The sequence below is a fragment of the Zavarzinia sp. genome (assembly GCF_049306435.1).
GTDB lineage: Bacteria > Pseudomonadota > Alphaproteobacteria > Zavarziniales > Zavarziniaceae > Zavarzinia.
Window position 1 is genome coordinate 1 of the sequence record NZ_JBAQRT010000214.1, and the last position, 15,088, is coordinate 15,088.

Sequence of the window (15,088 nt, forward strand, 5' to 3'; positions counted from 1 at the left end):
ACATGGGCCCGGCCGGCGGCACCCGCCGGCGGTTTCGAATGGCGCGGAATGAACAGCCCCCAGGTCGCCTTCATCAGGCTGAACAATGCCGTGCTCGGCTTGTCCGAGGGCGGCGGGCGGCGCACAACCCAGGCGTCCGCGCGGCCGAAAACAACCCCCACCAGCATCCGGTACAGATTCACCGGCATCTCCTCGAAACTCGTGCGCAACATGCCCCCTTCGAGGGCGATACCCTTGACCGGAAAGACTTCGGCCCGGTCCCCGACCGGAAGCTCCAGCGCGTCGATGGCATCGGCATCGACCACCATGCCCTCGGGCAGGCGGATCATCGCCCCGCCGGTCGAGAGGTTGAGGGTCTGGGCGCAGAACGCATGGCCATTGTCGGTGAAGACCGTCGCCGGCAGTCTGATCGGCAGCCGGATCGTCTTGCGGATCTGGCGTGTTTCACGCGCGGCGGCGATGGCCGCGGTCAGGATCAGGCCATTGAAAAGCGACCATGCGACATTCATCAGCAACACGCCCCTCATGTCAGCGTCGGGCCAGTCGTAAACCAGCCGATAGCAGCCGACGATCAACGCGATGGTGACCAGCGCCAGCGTCAGCAGGTGAAAGCGGGCGATGCGGAAATCGAAGTAGTCGCGCTCCAGCAGGCCACCCTTTTCCGTCACGTTGAATTTGCCCAGCTTCGGATTGACCATCGCCGCGAGCACCGGCCAGACCAGATGGAAAGACAGGGCGGTCTCGTAAAGCTCGCCCCAGAAGGTCAGCCGGTAGCGGCCGTGAACCCGCATGTTGGTCATGTTGGAATGCAGCAGATGCGGCAGCGCGTAGGCGAGCACGAGCGGCGCGGTCGAGGCGATGATGTTCTGGTCCATCAGCAGGAAGGCCACCGGCGCGGTCAGGAACACGATCCGCGGCAGGGCGAACTGGAAATGCAGCATGGCGTTGAGATAGCAGAGCCGCTGCGCCAGGGTCAGCTTGCCGCCGAACAGAGGGTTCTCGCGGCGCAGGATCTGGGTCATGCCGCGCGCCCAGCGCACCCGCTGGCCGACATGCAGCACGAAACGCTCGGTCGCCCGGCCGGCGGCCAGGGGAATGTCGAGATAGGCGGTGTTCCAGCCCAGCTTCTGCATCCGCAGCGCGGTATGGGCATCCTCGGTCACGGTCTCGACGGCGAAGCCGTTCACCGATTCAAGCGCGGCGCGGCGAAGGACGGCGCAGGAGCCGCAGAAGAACGCCGCGTTCCACAGATCATTGCCCTTCTGCACCGGGCCGTAGAACAGATCGCCCTCGTTGGGGATGGCGTCGCCGCCGCGAATGTTCCGCTCGAACGGGTCGGGGGAATAGAAATGGTGGGGCGTCTGCACCATCGAGAGCTTGGGGTCGGACAGGAAGCCGCCAACCGTCATCTGCAGGAAGGCCCGCGTCGGCACATGATCGGCATCGAAGACGCAGATCAGTTCGCCATCCGTCACGGTCAGGGCATTGTTCAGATTGCCGGCCTTGGCATGGGTATTGTCGGGACGGACGATATAATTGACGCCGACTTTCCGCGCGAATTCCCGGAACTCCGGGCGGCGCCCGTCGTCGAGGACGTGAACCCGCAGCTTGCCGGCCGGGTAATCGATATTGGCGGCCGCGAGGATGGTGTCGCCGACGATCTCCAGGCCTTCATTGTAGGTCGGGATATAGACGTCGACCGTCGGCCACAGGCTGACGTCATCCGGCAGGATCTCGATCTTGCGGTCAAGCGGTAGCGCGGTCTGGAAATAGCCCAGCAGCAGGATGACCCAGGCATAGAATTCCGCCATGACGAGCCCGATACCGAGCAGGGCGCCGAACCAATGGTCGAAACTCAGGGTCTCGGTCACCCGCCAGTAGAGATAGCGGGTCGACACCAGCACGGAGAGCACGCTGAGGGCGATGGTCATGTTGTGGCCGCGCCACCGGTTCATGACCAGCGCCCCGATGAAGATGACGGCGCCGAACACCATCTGCTGGTAAAGGTCGAAAGGAGCGACGATCACCGGAATGGCGATCAGCATCCCCAGCACGACGCAGAGATAGAGCGCCCACCGCGGCATCCGGTTTTCAAGCGCCGGGCCTGCCCCGGTCGTCAGCCGCCGCACGGCTTGAGTGATGGTCATCGATGAGCCTCGATCGCGGGCGGGAGCGGTGCCGAATTCCGCGCCTCCTGCTTGAGGCGGGAGGACAGGACTTCGGCGAGGTGCTTGATGTCTCGGGCGCCGACGCTGGCCGGTGCCTGCTCGAAGACCGAACGCTGCCAGCCGATCGCCTCGGCCACCGCCTCGTCGCGGTAAATCTCCCCGATCAGGTGATCGGGAATGCGGCCGGAAACGAAATCCGTGACCGAGCGGCTGAGCTGGCGCCGGGGATCGACCTGGTTGAGCACGACGAGCGGCCGCCGGGCGCCATAGAAATGGCCCCGCTCGATCAGCGGCAGCAGCGACAGCGACGTCGCATCCGCCAGCAGAACCGCGACATGGGTCGCCCCGATGCGATCGAGACCGCGCAAGGCGGGCACCGGGCCGGGCGGCAGATCGGCCAGGACCACCCAGTCGGGACGTTCGAGGATGGAGCCAAGCCCGCGCATGAGGTAATCGGGCTCATCGGTCAGATGACGCTCGAAACGAAGCCGCTGCTCTTCGGTGACCTGGCCGTAGGGCAGAAAGAACACGCCCGAGTTCGTCGGCATGGCCAGATTGGGCCATTCCTCCGGCTCGTCGGCGAAGGCGACATAGCCGCGCTCGTCGTCGAGGGCCATGCCGAAATGCAGCCGCAGGCTGTTCTGGACATCGAAATCAATGACAAGGACGCCCCAGCCCAGCTGGTGCAGGGCAACGGCGACATTGGCGGTCAGCGTGGTTTTCCCCACCCCACCCTTTGGCGATGAAAAGGCGAGAACCGGCATCAGCGCAATCTGTCGAAAAGGGGTTTCAGCGGCGTGCCCTTGGGCGAAGGATCGGGGGGAGAATGATCGGGGGCCGACCCGGCCTTGCCGCCATAGCGCTCGAACACACGCGAAAGATCGGCGGCGGCGGGCTTCACCGGCGCGGAAACCGCGACCGCCGCCGGATGGTGAGGGGCGGATACAGGAGGATGAACCACCGGGGCCGCCATGACCGGCTCGGCGGTGGCGACCGCAGGCGCCGCCACGGTCTCGACCACCACGGGCGCGACGACGGGAACGAGCACGACCTCGAAAGCCGGCGCGACCGGCTCGTGAGCGGCGACAGGCGCCATCGACGCCATCAGCGGCGACAGGGCTTCCGACACCGGCCCAGCAGGTGCGGCAACCTCGCTGACGGGGACCTCGGCGACGGGGGCCTGCCGCGACGGAGCGGCCGGCCCGGCATCGAGGGAGCGGGCAACCGCGGCCATCATCGGCAAGGCGCTTTCGTCCAGGGCGGCGATCCGGCTGTTGCGGGTCAATTGCCCTAGATCCTTGTAATCACCCGCCTTGCGCTCCAGGCCCATGGCCCGAAACAGCCTCGAGGTATCATCCGTTGCCGACATTCATGACCCCCGCCTCGCGCCGTTGACACGCGATCCCGCTTTCAGTGTTTACCGAAAATACACCAAATTTTAGCCATGTTATTGGGGCAAATTGCCGTCGCAGGCGCAAGTATTCAACGGAATGGGTTAATTTTTTCTCCTTTCCGGGATTTTATCCTCCGCGAGTGCCCGCGTGCGGCGCAAAAGCGATGCGTGTCAAGCCGACCGTCGCGCCTCGGGCGAGACTGATTCGCCGCGCCCTTCGATCAGGCTTTCAACGACGAAGGCCGCATCCCGGGCGATGCCGGAAAACCGGCCCGAGCCCCAGGTGTGCAACCACGGCAGGCCGAGGAAGCACAACCCCGGCACCGACGAGACACCCCGCTTGTGGGTCGGATAGCCGCGACCGTCGAAGACCGGGACCTCGACCCAGGTGAAATTGGGCCGGAAGCCGGTCGCCCAGATCACGCTGGAAATTCCTGCCGCCGCAAGGTCAAGCACACCGCCGCCCTCCCCCGGCGCCGGATGCCAGACCGGGACATAGGGCGGATCTTCCGGCGCCGCGATCCCCTTTTCGGCCAGATAGGCGTCGATGCCTTCACGGATCCGGTTGTAGGTCGCGTCGGCGGCATCGAGATTGGCGGCGAGATCGTCGCCGAAGATCATCGCGCCATCGGCGACATCCAGCAGGCGGCCGTGCAGCACCATGCCTTCGAGCGCGTGGCGACGCAGGTCGATCTCGCGGCCGCCGCCGCGCCCGGTCAGATAGTGGTTGGCCTTGCCGCGCACCTTCTCGCCCAGGGGATGGCGCTCGACCGGCAGGTCGTAATGGCCCATGTCGTGCAGCCATTCGACGGCGTCCCGCCCGCGATAGCGGCGCGGCGAGCGCGGCGCGCTGCCGACGCACAGATGCACCTTGCGCCCGTCGATCTTCAGATCCTCGGCGATCTGGCAGCCCGACTGGCCGGAGCCGACGACGAGGACGGCGCCCGGCGGCAAAGCCTCGCTGTTGCGATAGCGCGAGGAGTGAATTTGCAGGATCTCGCGCGGCAGGCGTTCCGCCACCCGGGGGATGTTCGGGATGTGATAGCCGCCGACGCTGACGATGACCTGATCGGCGGTATAGGTGCCGTCGCTGGTCTCGACCACGAAGCCGCCTTCGGCCCCCTGGCGCAGGGCGGTGACCGCCACGCCTTCACGCAGGGGCGGCTCGGTCCTGGCGATGAAGGCATCGAGATAGGCGAGGATCTCGTCCTTCTTCATGAAGCCGAAGGGATCGGCGCCAGCATAGGGAAAATCCGGCAGTTGGCACTGCCAGTTCGGCGTGACCAGGCAGAAATTGTCCCAACGTTCCTCGCGCCAGGCGTGGCCCCGGCGGTTTTTCTCGAACACCAGATGATCGATGCCGCGCTGCTTCAGGAAATAGGAGGCGGAAAGGCCGGCCTGGCCGCCGCCGATGACGAGGACGGGATAATGGTTGCTGGTCATGGGAGTTCTCCCTGGATGTGCAAGGTCTCGATGGTGACGACGGCCGAGGCGGGCTCGGCGATGGTGGCGGCGGCCTGTTCGATGCGGGCGAGCTGGCCCAGGGCCCGCGAACAGGGGAAGCCATGGCGCGCCCGCACCCGCTCGCTCGCGGCGCGAAGGCCGGCGCGGCTGCGGGCGAGGAAGTCCTCGAGCGGATAGCTCGTGCCGGCGACGAAATAATGGGCGATCGACGATGACGGCGAATAACAGGTCTCGACCGCCCCATCGGGCCAGCGCACGCGGAACCAGACTTCAGGCATCCTCTCGATCTCCCTGCGGGACGGGGCCGCAGCCGATCAGCGGCTGGTCGGCGAAATTCCAGAGCATGGCGGTCTCGCGCCCGTCAGCGATGCGGACGAGACCGCTGGCATTACAGCCGCCGACATCGGCGCAGGCGATGCCGGCGGCGGCGAAACGCCCGCTCACCGCATCGACATGGTCGGGCGGAACGGCGAGGACATAGCCGAAGCTGGGAAAGACGGTCAGCCAGCGCTCCAGCGCGACGCCCTCGGGCCGGGGAATCCGGGTAACGTCGATCGTCGCCCCGAGGCCCGAGCATTCGAGCAGCATCAGGGCCGTGCCCACAGCGCCCGCCATGCTGATATCCTTGGCGGCATGGGCCAACCCGTCTTCGGCGAGGCCGGGCAGGATCTCGATCTGCGCCCGCAGCCGGGGCGGCAGCGCGGTCGAACTGCAATCCCAATAGGGATGGGGGTCGCGGAAGCGGCCCCGCAGATCGATCGCCATCAGCAGGCGGTCGCCGGCCTGGGCATCGAAGCTGGTCAGCAGTGCTTTCGCCCGGCCGATGATGGCGACCGACAATTGTTCGCCGCCGGCATTCCGCGTGTTGCTGTGGCCGCCGACGATGGGCACGCCATAGGCGGTGCTGCCCGCCGCGAGACCCGACAGGATGAGCGCGGCATGGTCGCCATCCCGGCTCCACAGCGCGTCGACGACGGCGACCGGCCGGCCGCCCATGGCCGCGATATCCGAGACATTGACCATGACGCCGCAATAACCGGCGAACCAGGGCTCCGCCGCGACGAAATCGGCCATGAAACCTTCGATGGCGAACAGAAGGTAACCGTCGCCGTCCGGAATGGCGGCGCAATCGTCGCCCACCGCGACATGAGAGCCGCCGCCGAGGCCAAGGGCCGACATGACGCCGGCGATATCGCGCTTGTGGCCAAGACCGCGCGCGCCGGTCAGGCGCAGGGCGAGATCCGCGATGCTCACATCCGCCTCCCGATCAGCACGGCGAAGCCCGCCTCGGCATCGGATACCGGGGCATAATGATCCAGATCCGCTTCCATGAAGTGATGCGGCCGGCCGTGCAGGTCGGAGACGTCGAGCGTCGCCCAGTGCAGGCGGTGGAACAGCGGCGCGTTCTGCGCCTGGACATGAGCGGTGAAGCGCCGGCAGCCGCGCGCCGCCGCCGTGCCGACCGCCAGCCGGATCAGGCCGCTGCCAAGCGCCCCCAGCCTGCGCCAGGCCGGCTCCACCGCGAGGCGCGAGCCGGCCCAGTGGCCCGGCGCGTCCTCGTGGATGCGGACGGTGCCCACCACCTGATCGGGCACGCCGAAGATGGGGGCGAGCGCGACCAGCGGCAGGGCGCGGGCATCGGTCCCGTCACGGTCGTCGCCCGCGAATATCTTCTGTTCGCGGCAGAACACCTGGCGTCGCAGCGCGGCCGCGCCGGCCACTTCCCAACGGGCGATGGCCAGTTTCACCCGGGCTTCGCCGGTGACATAGGGCAGGACCGGCTCGAAGATCATGGCTCAGCCCTCGAAGCTCGACAGGGCGGAACAGGCGCCGCATTTGCCGCAGCCCGCCTTGATCTCGGACGACAGCAGGCCGGCGGCCTTCAGCATCCCGCCGAGGGGCTGCAGGATCTCGCGCATGAAGGCGGGCGACGGCGTCGGATGGTCTTCGAGCGGCGTGCCCGAAATCGGCACGAAGGGCACGACGAAGGGATAGACGCCAAGCTCGATCAGCGTCTCGGCGATCGACAGGATCGCTTCCCGCGTATCGCCGAGGCCGGCGAGAATATAGGTCGAGACCTGGCCCCGGCCGAACACCGGCACCGCCGCCCTGAAGGCGTCGAGATAGCGGCTGACGGGAACGCTGGCCTTGCCCGGCATGATCTCGGCCCGAAGCGCGGGCGTGACCACTTCGAGGTGCATGCCCAGCGTGTCGATGCCCGCCGCCTTCATGCGGGTGAACCAGGCATCGTCGTCCGGCGGCTCGCACTGGCCCTGGATCGGCAGATCGACCGCCGCCTTCACCGCGAAGGCGCTTTCGCACAGCACGGCGGCGCCCCGGTCGGTGGCATTGGGCGTGCCCGTCGTCATCACCATGTGCTTGACGCCGTCGAGGAGGACGGCGGCGCGGGCGACTTCGGCGAGCTGCTCCGGCGTCTTGTGGGCGATGGTGCGGCCGGCGGCGAGGCTCTGGCCGATCGCGCAGAATTTGCAGGTCTTGCTCCGGCTCTGATAGCGGATGCAGGTCTGCAGGATGGTGGTCGCCAGCACATCGCGCCCGTGCAGCGTCGCGATCTGCGAATAGGGAATGCCGTCCAGCGTCTGCAACTCGTAGAAGCGCGGCTTCAACGGGAAGGACACCTCGCCGACCGCGACCCCGTCCCGGCGAATGACCGATACGCCCGTGGCATCCGGCTTTTCCGCGACATAGGGCGAGGCGAAGGCGGGCGCCGTGTGGACGGGGACCATCACCGTCTGGCCCTCGACCGTCATCGCCTTGTGGTCGGACGGTCCGGCCCCGCCACGCCGGCTGGCGGCCCCCGCGCCCGGATCAGCCAGCCGAACCCCGAAGGACTGCAATTCGGTGATCAAGGTCTGCTGCGTCGTCGGCTTCATGGGCGTCGCTCCGCGGGCTGGGGATGGGGGATGGGACGGGCATCGGATCGAGCGCGGGCACCAGGGCGCGCGCCGGCCGATTGTCGAGGTGGAGGGAGAGGAGGTCGGGCCGCGCGTAATGGCCGACGGAATCCATCATCCGCTTGCGCTTGGTGATCAGGGCCATGTCGAGATCGGCGATCAGCATCCCCTCCCCTTCGGTCAGAGGCGGCACCAGATGCTTGCCCTCGGGGCTGATGATCGCGGTATGGCAGCCGCCGCGCAGGCCCTTCTGCAATTTGGGATCGGGGGTGATCGCGTTGATCTGCTCTTCGGTCAGCCAGCCGGTCGCGTTGACGACGAAACAGCCGGATTCGAGCGCGTGGTGGCGGATCGTCACTTCCATCTGCTCGCCGAAGATCGGCCCGACCATGGAGCCCGGAAACTGGCTGGCGTGGATTTCCTCGTGTTGGGTCATCAGGGCATAGCGCGCCAGCGGGTTGTAATGCTCCCAGCAGGCGAGGGCGCCGAGACGGCCTACCGCGGTATCGACGACCCGAAGGCCGGCGCCGTCGCCCTGGCCCCAGATCATGCGCTCGTGATAGGTCGGCGTGATCTTGCGCCGTTTCAGCACCATGGCGCCGTCGGCATCGAAGACGAGTTGCGCATTATAGAGCGAGCCGTGGTCGCGTTCGTTGACGCCGAGGACGACGACGATGCGGGCCGAGGCGGCGGCGCGGGATACCGCCTGGGTGACCGGCCCGGGCACGACCACCGCGTGCTCGTAGAGCCGCAAATGGTCGGGCCCGGCGAGGACGGGCGGATGGACGAAGGAAAAGTAAGGGTAATAGGGCACGAAGGTCTCGGGAAAGACCACGAGCTGCGCACCCTTGGCCGAGGCTTCCGCGATCGCGTTGCAGACCCGCTCGAGCGTGCCTTCCGGCCGCGCGATATCGGGCGCGATCTGGACCGCCGCCGCCCTGACCACCCGTCCACCCGCGCTCATGTCAGAGCGTCCAGGTGTTGAGGATGAAGGCGCCGTCGCGGCGATGGATCAGGATGAGATCCATCACGTCGAGCGGGTTGATCGGGGTGATGCCCGCGATCAGCGAGGGCTCGCCATGGCCATAGAGCGCCTGGAGCGCGAAACGGCAGGCATAGACCTTGCCGCCCTCGCCCATGAACTTCACGATCTGGTTGTTCATGGCGAGATGGCCGGGAAAAGCCTCGTCGCCCAGCGTCGGGAAGCCGCGCTGAATGCCCAGGGTTACACCCGGACCATAAAGCAGGACCGAGGTCTCGAAGCCCTTGCGCAGCAGGCGGGTCGCCTGCAGCAGGTTGACGAGGCCGATCGAGCCTTCGAAGGCGACGGTGTGGAAGGTGACCAGGGCTTTCTCGCCCGGTTTGGCCTTCACGTCCTCGAAGACCTTCTCTTCGTAGTTGACGAAATAATCGCCCTTCTGATGGGCCGGTGCAGTCACTTCAGGCATTACACATCTCCCCTGGGTCCGATCGGCTCGCGCCGGGTGGTGACGAGGGAGATTTTGCAAGCCGCGTGCCAGTCAAATGACTGCACAATCGATAATCAGATTCAATTGAATGCAGTCAATATATGCGGTCAATCAGGCGGTTCCGGCGCAACCGGCGCTGCATCATTTTCGACCAGCGCAAACAGTTTAGGCACCGTAAAGATCAAATTTTAATCATTAAAAGCAGCAATGCCGGGCCCCGACATCACCGATTCAAACGCGCCGCTACCGTCCCCCGACCGTGAGCGAGGCTAGAGGTGGCGCGGCCCTTGCCCCTTGCGCAGACGCTTGCGCGGGGCTGGACAGCGGCGTTAAATGATGGGGCTGGCATCTTGCCGGACCGGACTGCCGGGACCGGGCATTTCGCTAGCGCGTTCTTCATATGCAGTCAATTTTGGCAATATGCGCGCCTTGACTGCATTCAATTCACATCAAGGTTCACAGATGGCCCGCAAGCTCGTCGGCTGGGTACCCCATATCGGCAAGTCCACCCGCCCGCACTATATCGCCATCGCCGATGCGATCGAGACCGACATGCGCGCCGGGCGGCTTGCCCCGAACGATCGCCTGCCGCCGCAGCGCCAGCTGGCCGAACAGCTGGGCCTGAATTTCACCACGATCGCCCGGGCCTATGTCGAGGCGCAGCGCCGGGGCCTGATCGAATCGCGGGTCGGCGCCGGCTCCTTCGTCCGCACCCTGGCGGCGACGCCCGCGACGCGCCCGGCGCGAACCGTCCAGCTGGTCGACCTGACCATGAACCTGCCGCCCGAGCCGCAGGACCCCGCCCTGGTCGAGCGCATGCGCCGGGGCCTGGCCGAGATCGGCGCCGATCTTCAGGCCCTGCTGCGCTATCAGGGCTTTGGCGGCGCGCCGGCCGACAAGGCCGCGGCCATCACCTGGCTGGCCCGCCACCGGGTGGAAGTGCCGGCCGACCGGGTATTGATCTGCCCCGGCGCCCATGCCGCGCTGATGGCGATCATGAGCACGATCCTGCGCGCCGGCGATACCATCGCCTGCGAAAGCCTGACCTACCCGGGCGCGCGCGCCATCGCGGCGCAATTGGGCCTGACCCTGGTCGGCCTCGCCATGGACGAACAGGGCATCGACGCCGCCGCCTTCGAGGAAGCCTGCCAGAGCCGGGGGGTGAAGGCGCTCTACTGCAATCCGACCCTGCTGAACCCGACGACGGCGACCATCACCACGCGCCGCCGCCACGACCTGATCGCCGTCGCCCGGCGCCATGGCGTCAAGATCATCGAGGATGACGCCTATGGCTGCATCCCGGTCTCGCCGCCGCCGGCCTTCGCCGCCCTCGCGCCCGACATCACCTATTACGTCGCCGGCCTCGCCAAATGCCTGGGCGCCGGGCTTCGGGTCGCCTATCTGGTCGCGCCCGACGTGCGCAGCGCCTGGCCCCTGGCGGCCTTCCTCCGCGCATCGACGGTCATGGCCTCGCCGCTGACCGTCGCCCTCGCCACCCACTGGATCGAGGAAGGCGTCGCTGAAGACGTGCTGACCACGATCAGGACCGAGTCGCGGGCGCGCCAGGCCCTGGTGCGCGACATCCTGCCCGCCGGCACCTGGCAGGCCGACCCGGAAGGTTTCCACGTCTGGGTCAATCTGCCCGCGCCCTGGAGCCGGGCCAGCTTCACCGGCCACATGCGCAATTCCGGCATCGGCGTCGTCGGCAGCGATGCCTTCGTCGTCTCGCGCGAGCCGCCGGAAGCGGTGCGGGTCTGTCTTGGCGGCCTCGCCGATCGCAAGGCGGCCCAGCAGGCCCTGGAATATCTCGCCGATGCCCTGATCCACCCGGCCCCGGCGGCCACCGCCAGCGTCATCTGAGCCGGGAAAGCAAAAGGGCCGCCCGACATGGCCGGGCGGCCCCTTCAGCTTCTCGATGGGCGCGGGCTCAGGCCAGCGCCGGCACCGAGGATTCGAAGCCCGGCGTGCCGATATTGACCGGCAGGCCCAGCAGAAAGTTGCGCATCCGGTCGCGGCACAGGTCGGTCGGCGCGATCAGCGTGCGGCGGCGATCCGAGGGGTCGGGCCGTTTCTGCAGCCAGCCGGTCGAGACCAGTTCGTCGATCTTGCGCATCGCCGTGGTCGACGGCAGCGTCGTCGCGTGACAGGCCGAGGTCACGGAAACGACCCGGTGCAGCAGCGACTGCTCGATCAGATAGAGCAGGATTTCCCAATTGGCATCGCCATCGACGCAGGACGGCAGCAGCTTGTCGCGGAAACGGCGCGCGGCCTGCAGCGCCTTGATCCGGTGCAGCATCTCGCCATCTTCCGGCGCCTGGCCCGGCAGGGTGCGCGGCTGACCGATGTTCAGCCGGTGCACCGGCTGGGACACGGCCGGCTGCGCCTGCATCGGCCCCGAGGAACGGGGCGACGACATGGCCGACGGCGAAGGCACCGAGGATTCCCGCGACAGACGAACCGCGGCATTCTCGATGGTCGAGGTCAGTTCCTTGGCCTTGGCCAGGGTCTCCGCCAGCTGCACCGAAAGATCGCGGTCGTTGGGCTTGCTGTCCCGGCGCTGCTCCAGCGCCTCGGACGCGCGATGGATCGCGGCGACCAGTTGATCGAGATCGACCGGCTTCACCAGGAAGTCCAGCACGCCGAGCTTCAGCGCATTGATCGCACGGTCGAGGTCGGCGAAGGCCGAGAACAGAATGGTCTCAAAGATACGCGGTGAGCCCCCAAAGTGGCGCAACTCGCGTACCAGATCGAGACCACTCAACCCCGGCATCTGCATGTCGGTGACCAGCAGGAAAGGCTCGGCTTCCGCCAGCATGTTGTCCAGCGCCTCGGCGGGCACCGAATAAGCATGGACGACAAAACCCTTCAGCTTCAGGAAATCGCCAACTTCCTCGACAATTGAGGCATCATCGTCGATCACATAGACAGGCGTTGAGATCGTGTTTGAACGATTCATACCAGGCATCATTGGCGAACCCACCTCCCCCCTTTGGGCGGACATAAGACCTTTATGCCCAATCGCGCGCGGAATGGAAGCGAATTCATCCAACCCGGCGGATGCCGCACCATCGGCGGGCATCACGGTTCAGTGTCTAACCAAAGATCGTGAACAAATCGCAAATTGGTCCAAAACAGGATGATTCGCGAGACGCGATGTGAAGGAACCATGTAATTTCATGCGATTGGAGAATGGGAGCCGGGTTTACGCCCTGTTCACCTAGTTTCCCTAGACTTCGCCGGTCGGGGTGTGGCGGGGCAGCCGCAGTGTGATTCCGGCGGCCAGCGACCGCGGGGCGACCGCGCCGTCGCCATGAGGGGGTTCTGGCAGTGTACGATCGGATTCTTCGGATCATCCAGGAACGGGCCGCATTCCCGCGGTTCTTCGGTCAGGGGGCATGACCATGGCCAATGCCGTCGACATGATCCCGCCCCCGGATCTGCTCAGCCTCGCCGCCGATTTCACCTGGCGCAGCGGCCCGGATTTCCGTATCGACGAAATCTCGCCGCTGGATGTCGGCTGCGACCCGGCCGTGATCCAGATGCTGCGCGGCGCGAAACTGGACCGCCTCGCCCAGCGGACGCTTTATCCCGCCCAGGGCGAACATCTGGGCCAGTTGCTGATGCGTCTCGCGCCCATGCGCGACATCGCGCTCAGTTTCGCCCCGCGCGAGGGCGCGGTGGTGAATTTCACCCTGACCGGCACGCCCGCCGCCGATGGCGGCTATGTCGGCGTCGGCAAGGTCTGGAGCGGCCGGCCGTTCGATGAACAGCATCGCGGCGAACTCGTCGAACTGCTCGAGCGGGCGGAGGCCAACCGCAATCGCGAAATGCGCCTGCGCGAGGAGGCGGATGTCTTGCTCGCCTCGCTCCGCGCGCTGATCCAGCCGTCGCCCCTCGCCGACAAATGCGCCGAATTGTTCAGCCTCTTCGCCCGCCTGCTGCGCTTCGACGAGGCGCTGGTGGTGCGCCGGCGGACGCGCGACGAACTGCTGGTCGTCGTCGCCACCGACCCGGCGCTGTCGGGCATGAAGTGGCCCGATGGCGACATCATCAGCGCGGCCCTGATGGGCGAGGCCCTGGTCATCGCCGACATGGCCACGCTGAAGGAATGGCCCCAGTTCCCCGAGTCCCTTCGCCGGCGCTTCCGCAATGCGCTGGTGGCGCCCCTGACCATCGGCACCGAGGCGGCCATGCTCGTCGCCCTGCACAGGACCCCCGGTTTCTTCGAGCCGGCGCAGCTTGCCCTGATGCAGCGTCTCAGCCTGATCGCGACCCAGGCCTTCGAGGTCGACGAGCAGAAGAACATCCTGATCAACACGGCCAAGCTCGCCACCCTCGGCGAGTTGATGACCGTGATCGCCCATGAGATCAGCCAGCCTCTGTCGGTCATCGCCATGGCGGTGAAGAATGCCAAGCTGGCGCTGGAGAGCGAGAACGAGCGGCAGAATTCGGTCGGCTCGGCCGAACAGGCGATCGTCGTCTCCAAGCTCGACCGCATTCATACCCAGGCCCTGCGCGCGGGCGAGATCATCAGCGCCATCCGCACCCTCGCCCATCCCGATCGCCGCACGCTCGGGCTTCGCCCGGTCTCGGTCACCGAGATCATGGACAATATCCGCCACCTCACGGAAGGCTCGCTGCGCAACCGCGGCATCCAGCTAATCTGCGAAGCGCCGCCCTATTGCCGGCCGCTGAAGGCCAACCCGGTGTCCCTGCAGCAGGTCTTCCTCAATCTCGTCGTCAACGCGCGGGATGCCATCGCCGAATATTGCAGCAATCGCAACGAGCCGACCCGGGGCGAAATCCGCATCACGGTACATGACGACCGCATCTCCGATCGCGTTCTCGTCGAGGTGCGGGATACCGGCGGCGGTATTCCGGGCGACGTCATGAACCGGATCTTCGACGCCTTCTTCACCCTGAAGGAGGTCGGCCACGGCAGCGGCCTCGGCCTTTCCATCTGCCGGACGCTGATGACCGACATGGGTGGGACGATCAGTGCTTCCAATGTGGGCGACGGCGCCGTATTCAGGCTCGAAATCCCTGCTTACGTCGAGGATGCGGCAAGCGGATCATGAGTTCAGTGAAAGAGAAGCCGCGTGCCAAATCGCCGACCATCCTGGTCGTCGATGACGACGAGGATTTGCGCAGCGAGCTGGTCGAGCTGTTCGGCCGTATCGGCTACAATGTCCTTGAGGCCTGCAATGGCATCGAGGCGGTCGAGATCGCGCGCGAGCGGCGGCCCGATGTCGTCCTGATGGATGTCGGGATGCCGCAACTGGGCGGCGTCCGGGCGGCGGAAATCATGACCCTGCTGCGCCACACCGAACAGGTCGTGCTGATGAGCGGCAACCCCGAACTGGTGGCCGAGGCGGCTTCGCATCGGGGCCTCGCGCCCATCGTGCTCAACAAGCCGCTGAGTTTCGACATATGCCGCCGGGTGATCGACAGCCTGGCGAAGCCGGGGGCCTGAAGCCCCCGTCGCTTGCCTTCGTCCTACTTGGACGTGGACAGGCTTTCGATCTTGGGTCCGGCGCCGCCCTTGCCGATCGAGCCCAGATAATTCTCGTAGACCTTGCCGGATTCGGCGCCGCTCGTCGGCGCGCTGCGGCCGAGGGTCGGCGCGTTCTGCGCCTGCAGGATCGCGCGCGTGCGGGCGAAGGGCGGCAGGGCCGGCAC

At 66.6% G+C, this 15,088-nt stretch carries 15 protein-coding genes; 3 read left to right on the top strand and 12 right to left on the bottom strand.

From position 1 onward, the window contains the following. The 10 genes from bcsA to WAZ62_RS12660 all read right to left on the bottom strand — a co-directional run. The coding region (gene bcsA / locus WAZ62_RS12615) for a UDP-forming cellulose synthase catalytic subunit (RefSeq protein ID WP_422643899.1) at positions 1-2,147 on the bottom strand (2,147 nt) is incomplete at its 3' end. Then, entirely contained in the window at positions 2,144-2,932 is a 789-nt protein-coding gene (gene bcsQ / locus WAZ62_RS12620; RefSeq protein ID WP_422643900.1) for a cellulose biosynthesis protein BcsQ, read from the bottom strand. The genes bcsQ and bcsA, both read right to left, overlap by 4 nt. After that, complete coding sequence (locus WAZ62_RS12625; RefSeq protein ID WP_422643901.1) at positions 2,932-3,537, bottom strand: hypothetical protein; 606 nt, start codon at positions 3,535-3,537, stop codon at positions 2,932-2,934. The genes bcsQ and WAZ62_RS12625 overlap by 1 nt, the downstream gene beginning before the upstream one ends. Before the next feature lie 195 nt (positions 3,538-3,732). Further along, positions 3,733-5,004 carry an MSMEG_0569 family flavin-dependent oxidoreductase gene (locus tag WAZ62_RS12630; RefSeq protein ID WP_422643902.1) on the bottom strand — a complete coding sequence of 424 codons (1,272 nt, stop codon included), beginning with the start codon at positions 5,002-5,004 and terminating at the stop codon, positions 3,733-3,735. Beyond that, positions 5,001-5,303 carry an MSMEG_0570 family nitrogen starvation response protein gene (locus WAZ62_RS12635; RefSeq protein ID WP_422643903.1) on the bottom strand — a complete coding sequence of 101 codons (303 nt, stop codon included), beginning with the start codon at positions 5,301-5,303 and terminating at the stop codon, positions 5,001-5,003. The genes WAZ62_RS12630 and WAZ62_RS12635 overlap by 4 nt, the downstream gene beginning before the upstream one ends. Beyond that, positions 5,296-6,279 (bottom strand): sll0787 family AIR synthase-like protein, encoded by a 984-nt coding sequence (locus WAZ62_RS12640; protein ID WP_422643904.1) that lies wholly within the window; start codon positions 6,277-6,279, stop codon positions 5,296-5,298. The genes WAZ62_RS12635 and WAZ62_RS12640 overlap by 8 nt, the downstream gene beginning before the upstream one ends. Continuing rightward, on the bottom strand, positions 6,276-6,818 hold the full coding sequence (locus WAZ62_RS12645; RefSeq protein WP_422643905.1) for an MSMEG_0567/Sll0786 family nitrogen starvation N-acetyltransferase: 543 nt from the start codon (positions 6,816-6,818) through the stop codon (positions 6,276-6,278). Before WAZ62_RS12645 ends, WAZ62_RS12640 begins: the two co-directional genes overlap by 4 nt. 3 nt (positions 6,819-6,821) lie before the next feature. After that, on the bottom strand, positions 6,822-7,919 hold the full coding sequence (locus WAZ62_RS12650; protein WP_422643906.1) for an MSMEG_0568 family radical SAM protein: 1,098 nt from the start codon (positions 7,917-7,919) through the stop codon (positions 6,822-6,824). Further along, positions 7,855-8,904, bottom strand: coding sequence for a Nit6803 family nitrilase (locus tag WAZ62_RS12655; RefSeq protein ID WP_422643907.1), 1,050 nt, complete (start codon positions 8,902-8,904; stop codon positions 7,855-7,857). Before WAZ62_RS12655 ends, WAZ62_RS12650 begins: the two co-directional genes overlap by 65 nt. A 1-nt stretch (position 8,905) precedes the next feature. After that, positions 8,906-9,388, bottom strand: coding sequence for an MSMEG_0572/Sll0783 family nitrogen starvation response protein (locus WAZ62_RS12660; RefSeq protein ID WP_422643908.1), 483 nt, complete (start codon positions 9,386-9,388; stop codon positions 8,906-8,908). A gap of 483 nt (positions 9,389-9,871) precedes the next feature. On the opposite strand from WAZ62_RS12660, the gene WAZ62_RS12665 reads away from it, so the two are divergent. After that, on the top strand, positions 9,872-11,269 hold the full coding sequence (locus tag WAZ62_RS12665; protein WP_422643909.1) for a PLP-dependent aminotransferase family protein: 1,398 nt from the start codon (positions 9,872-9,874) through the stop codon (positions 11,267-11,269). Between the two features lie 67 nt (positions 11,270-11,336). Here the strand turns inward: WAZ62_RS12665 and WAZ62_RS12670 are convergent, their stop codons facing one another. Next, positions 11,337-12,365 carry a response regulator gene (locus tag WAZ62_RS12670; protein WP_422643910.1) on the bottom strand — a complete coding sequence of 343 codons (1,029 nt, stop codon included), beginning with the start codon at positions 12,363-12,365 and terminating at the stop codon, positions 11,337-11,339. A 445-nt stretch (positions 12,366-12,810) separates the two neighbouring features. Between WAZ62_RS12670 and WAZ62_RS12675 the strand changes: the two genes are divergently transcribed. Both WAZ62_RS12675 and WAZ62_RS12680 read left to right on the top strand, forming a co-directional pair. After that, a complete protein-coding gene (locus WAZ62_RS12675; RefSeq protein ID WP_422643911.1) occupies positions 12,811-14,487 on the top strand; it encodes a sensor histidine kinase in 1,677 nt (558 codons plus the stop codon). Then, on the top strand, positions 14,484-14,882 hold the full coding sequence (locus tag WAZ62_RS12680; RefSeq protein ID WP_422643912.1) for a response regulator: 399 nt from the start codon (positions 14,484-14,486) through the stop codon (positions 14,880-14,882). The genes WAZ62_RS12675 and WAZ62_RS12680 overlap by 4 nt, the downstream gene beginning before the upstream one ends. Before the next feature lie 23 nt (positions 14,883-14,905). On the opposite strand, the gene WAZ62_RS12685 is transcribed toward WAZ62_RS12680, so the two are convergent. Continuing rightward, on the bottom strand, positions 14,906-15,088 hold a 183-nt coding region (locus tag WAZ62_RS12685; RefSeq protein ID WP_422643913.1), incomplete at its 5' end, for a hypothetical protein.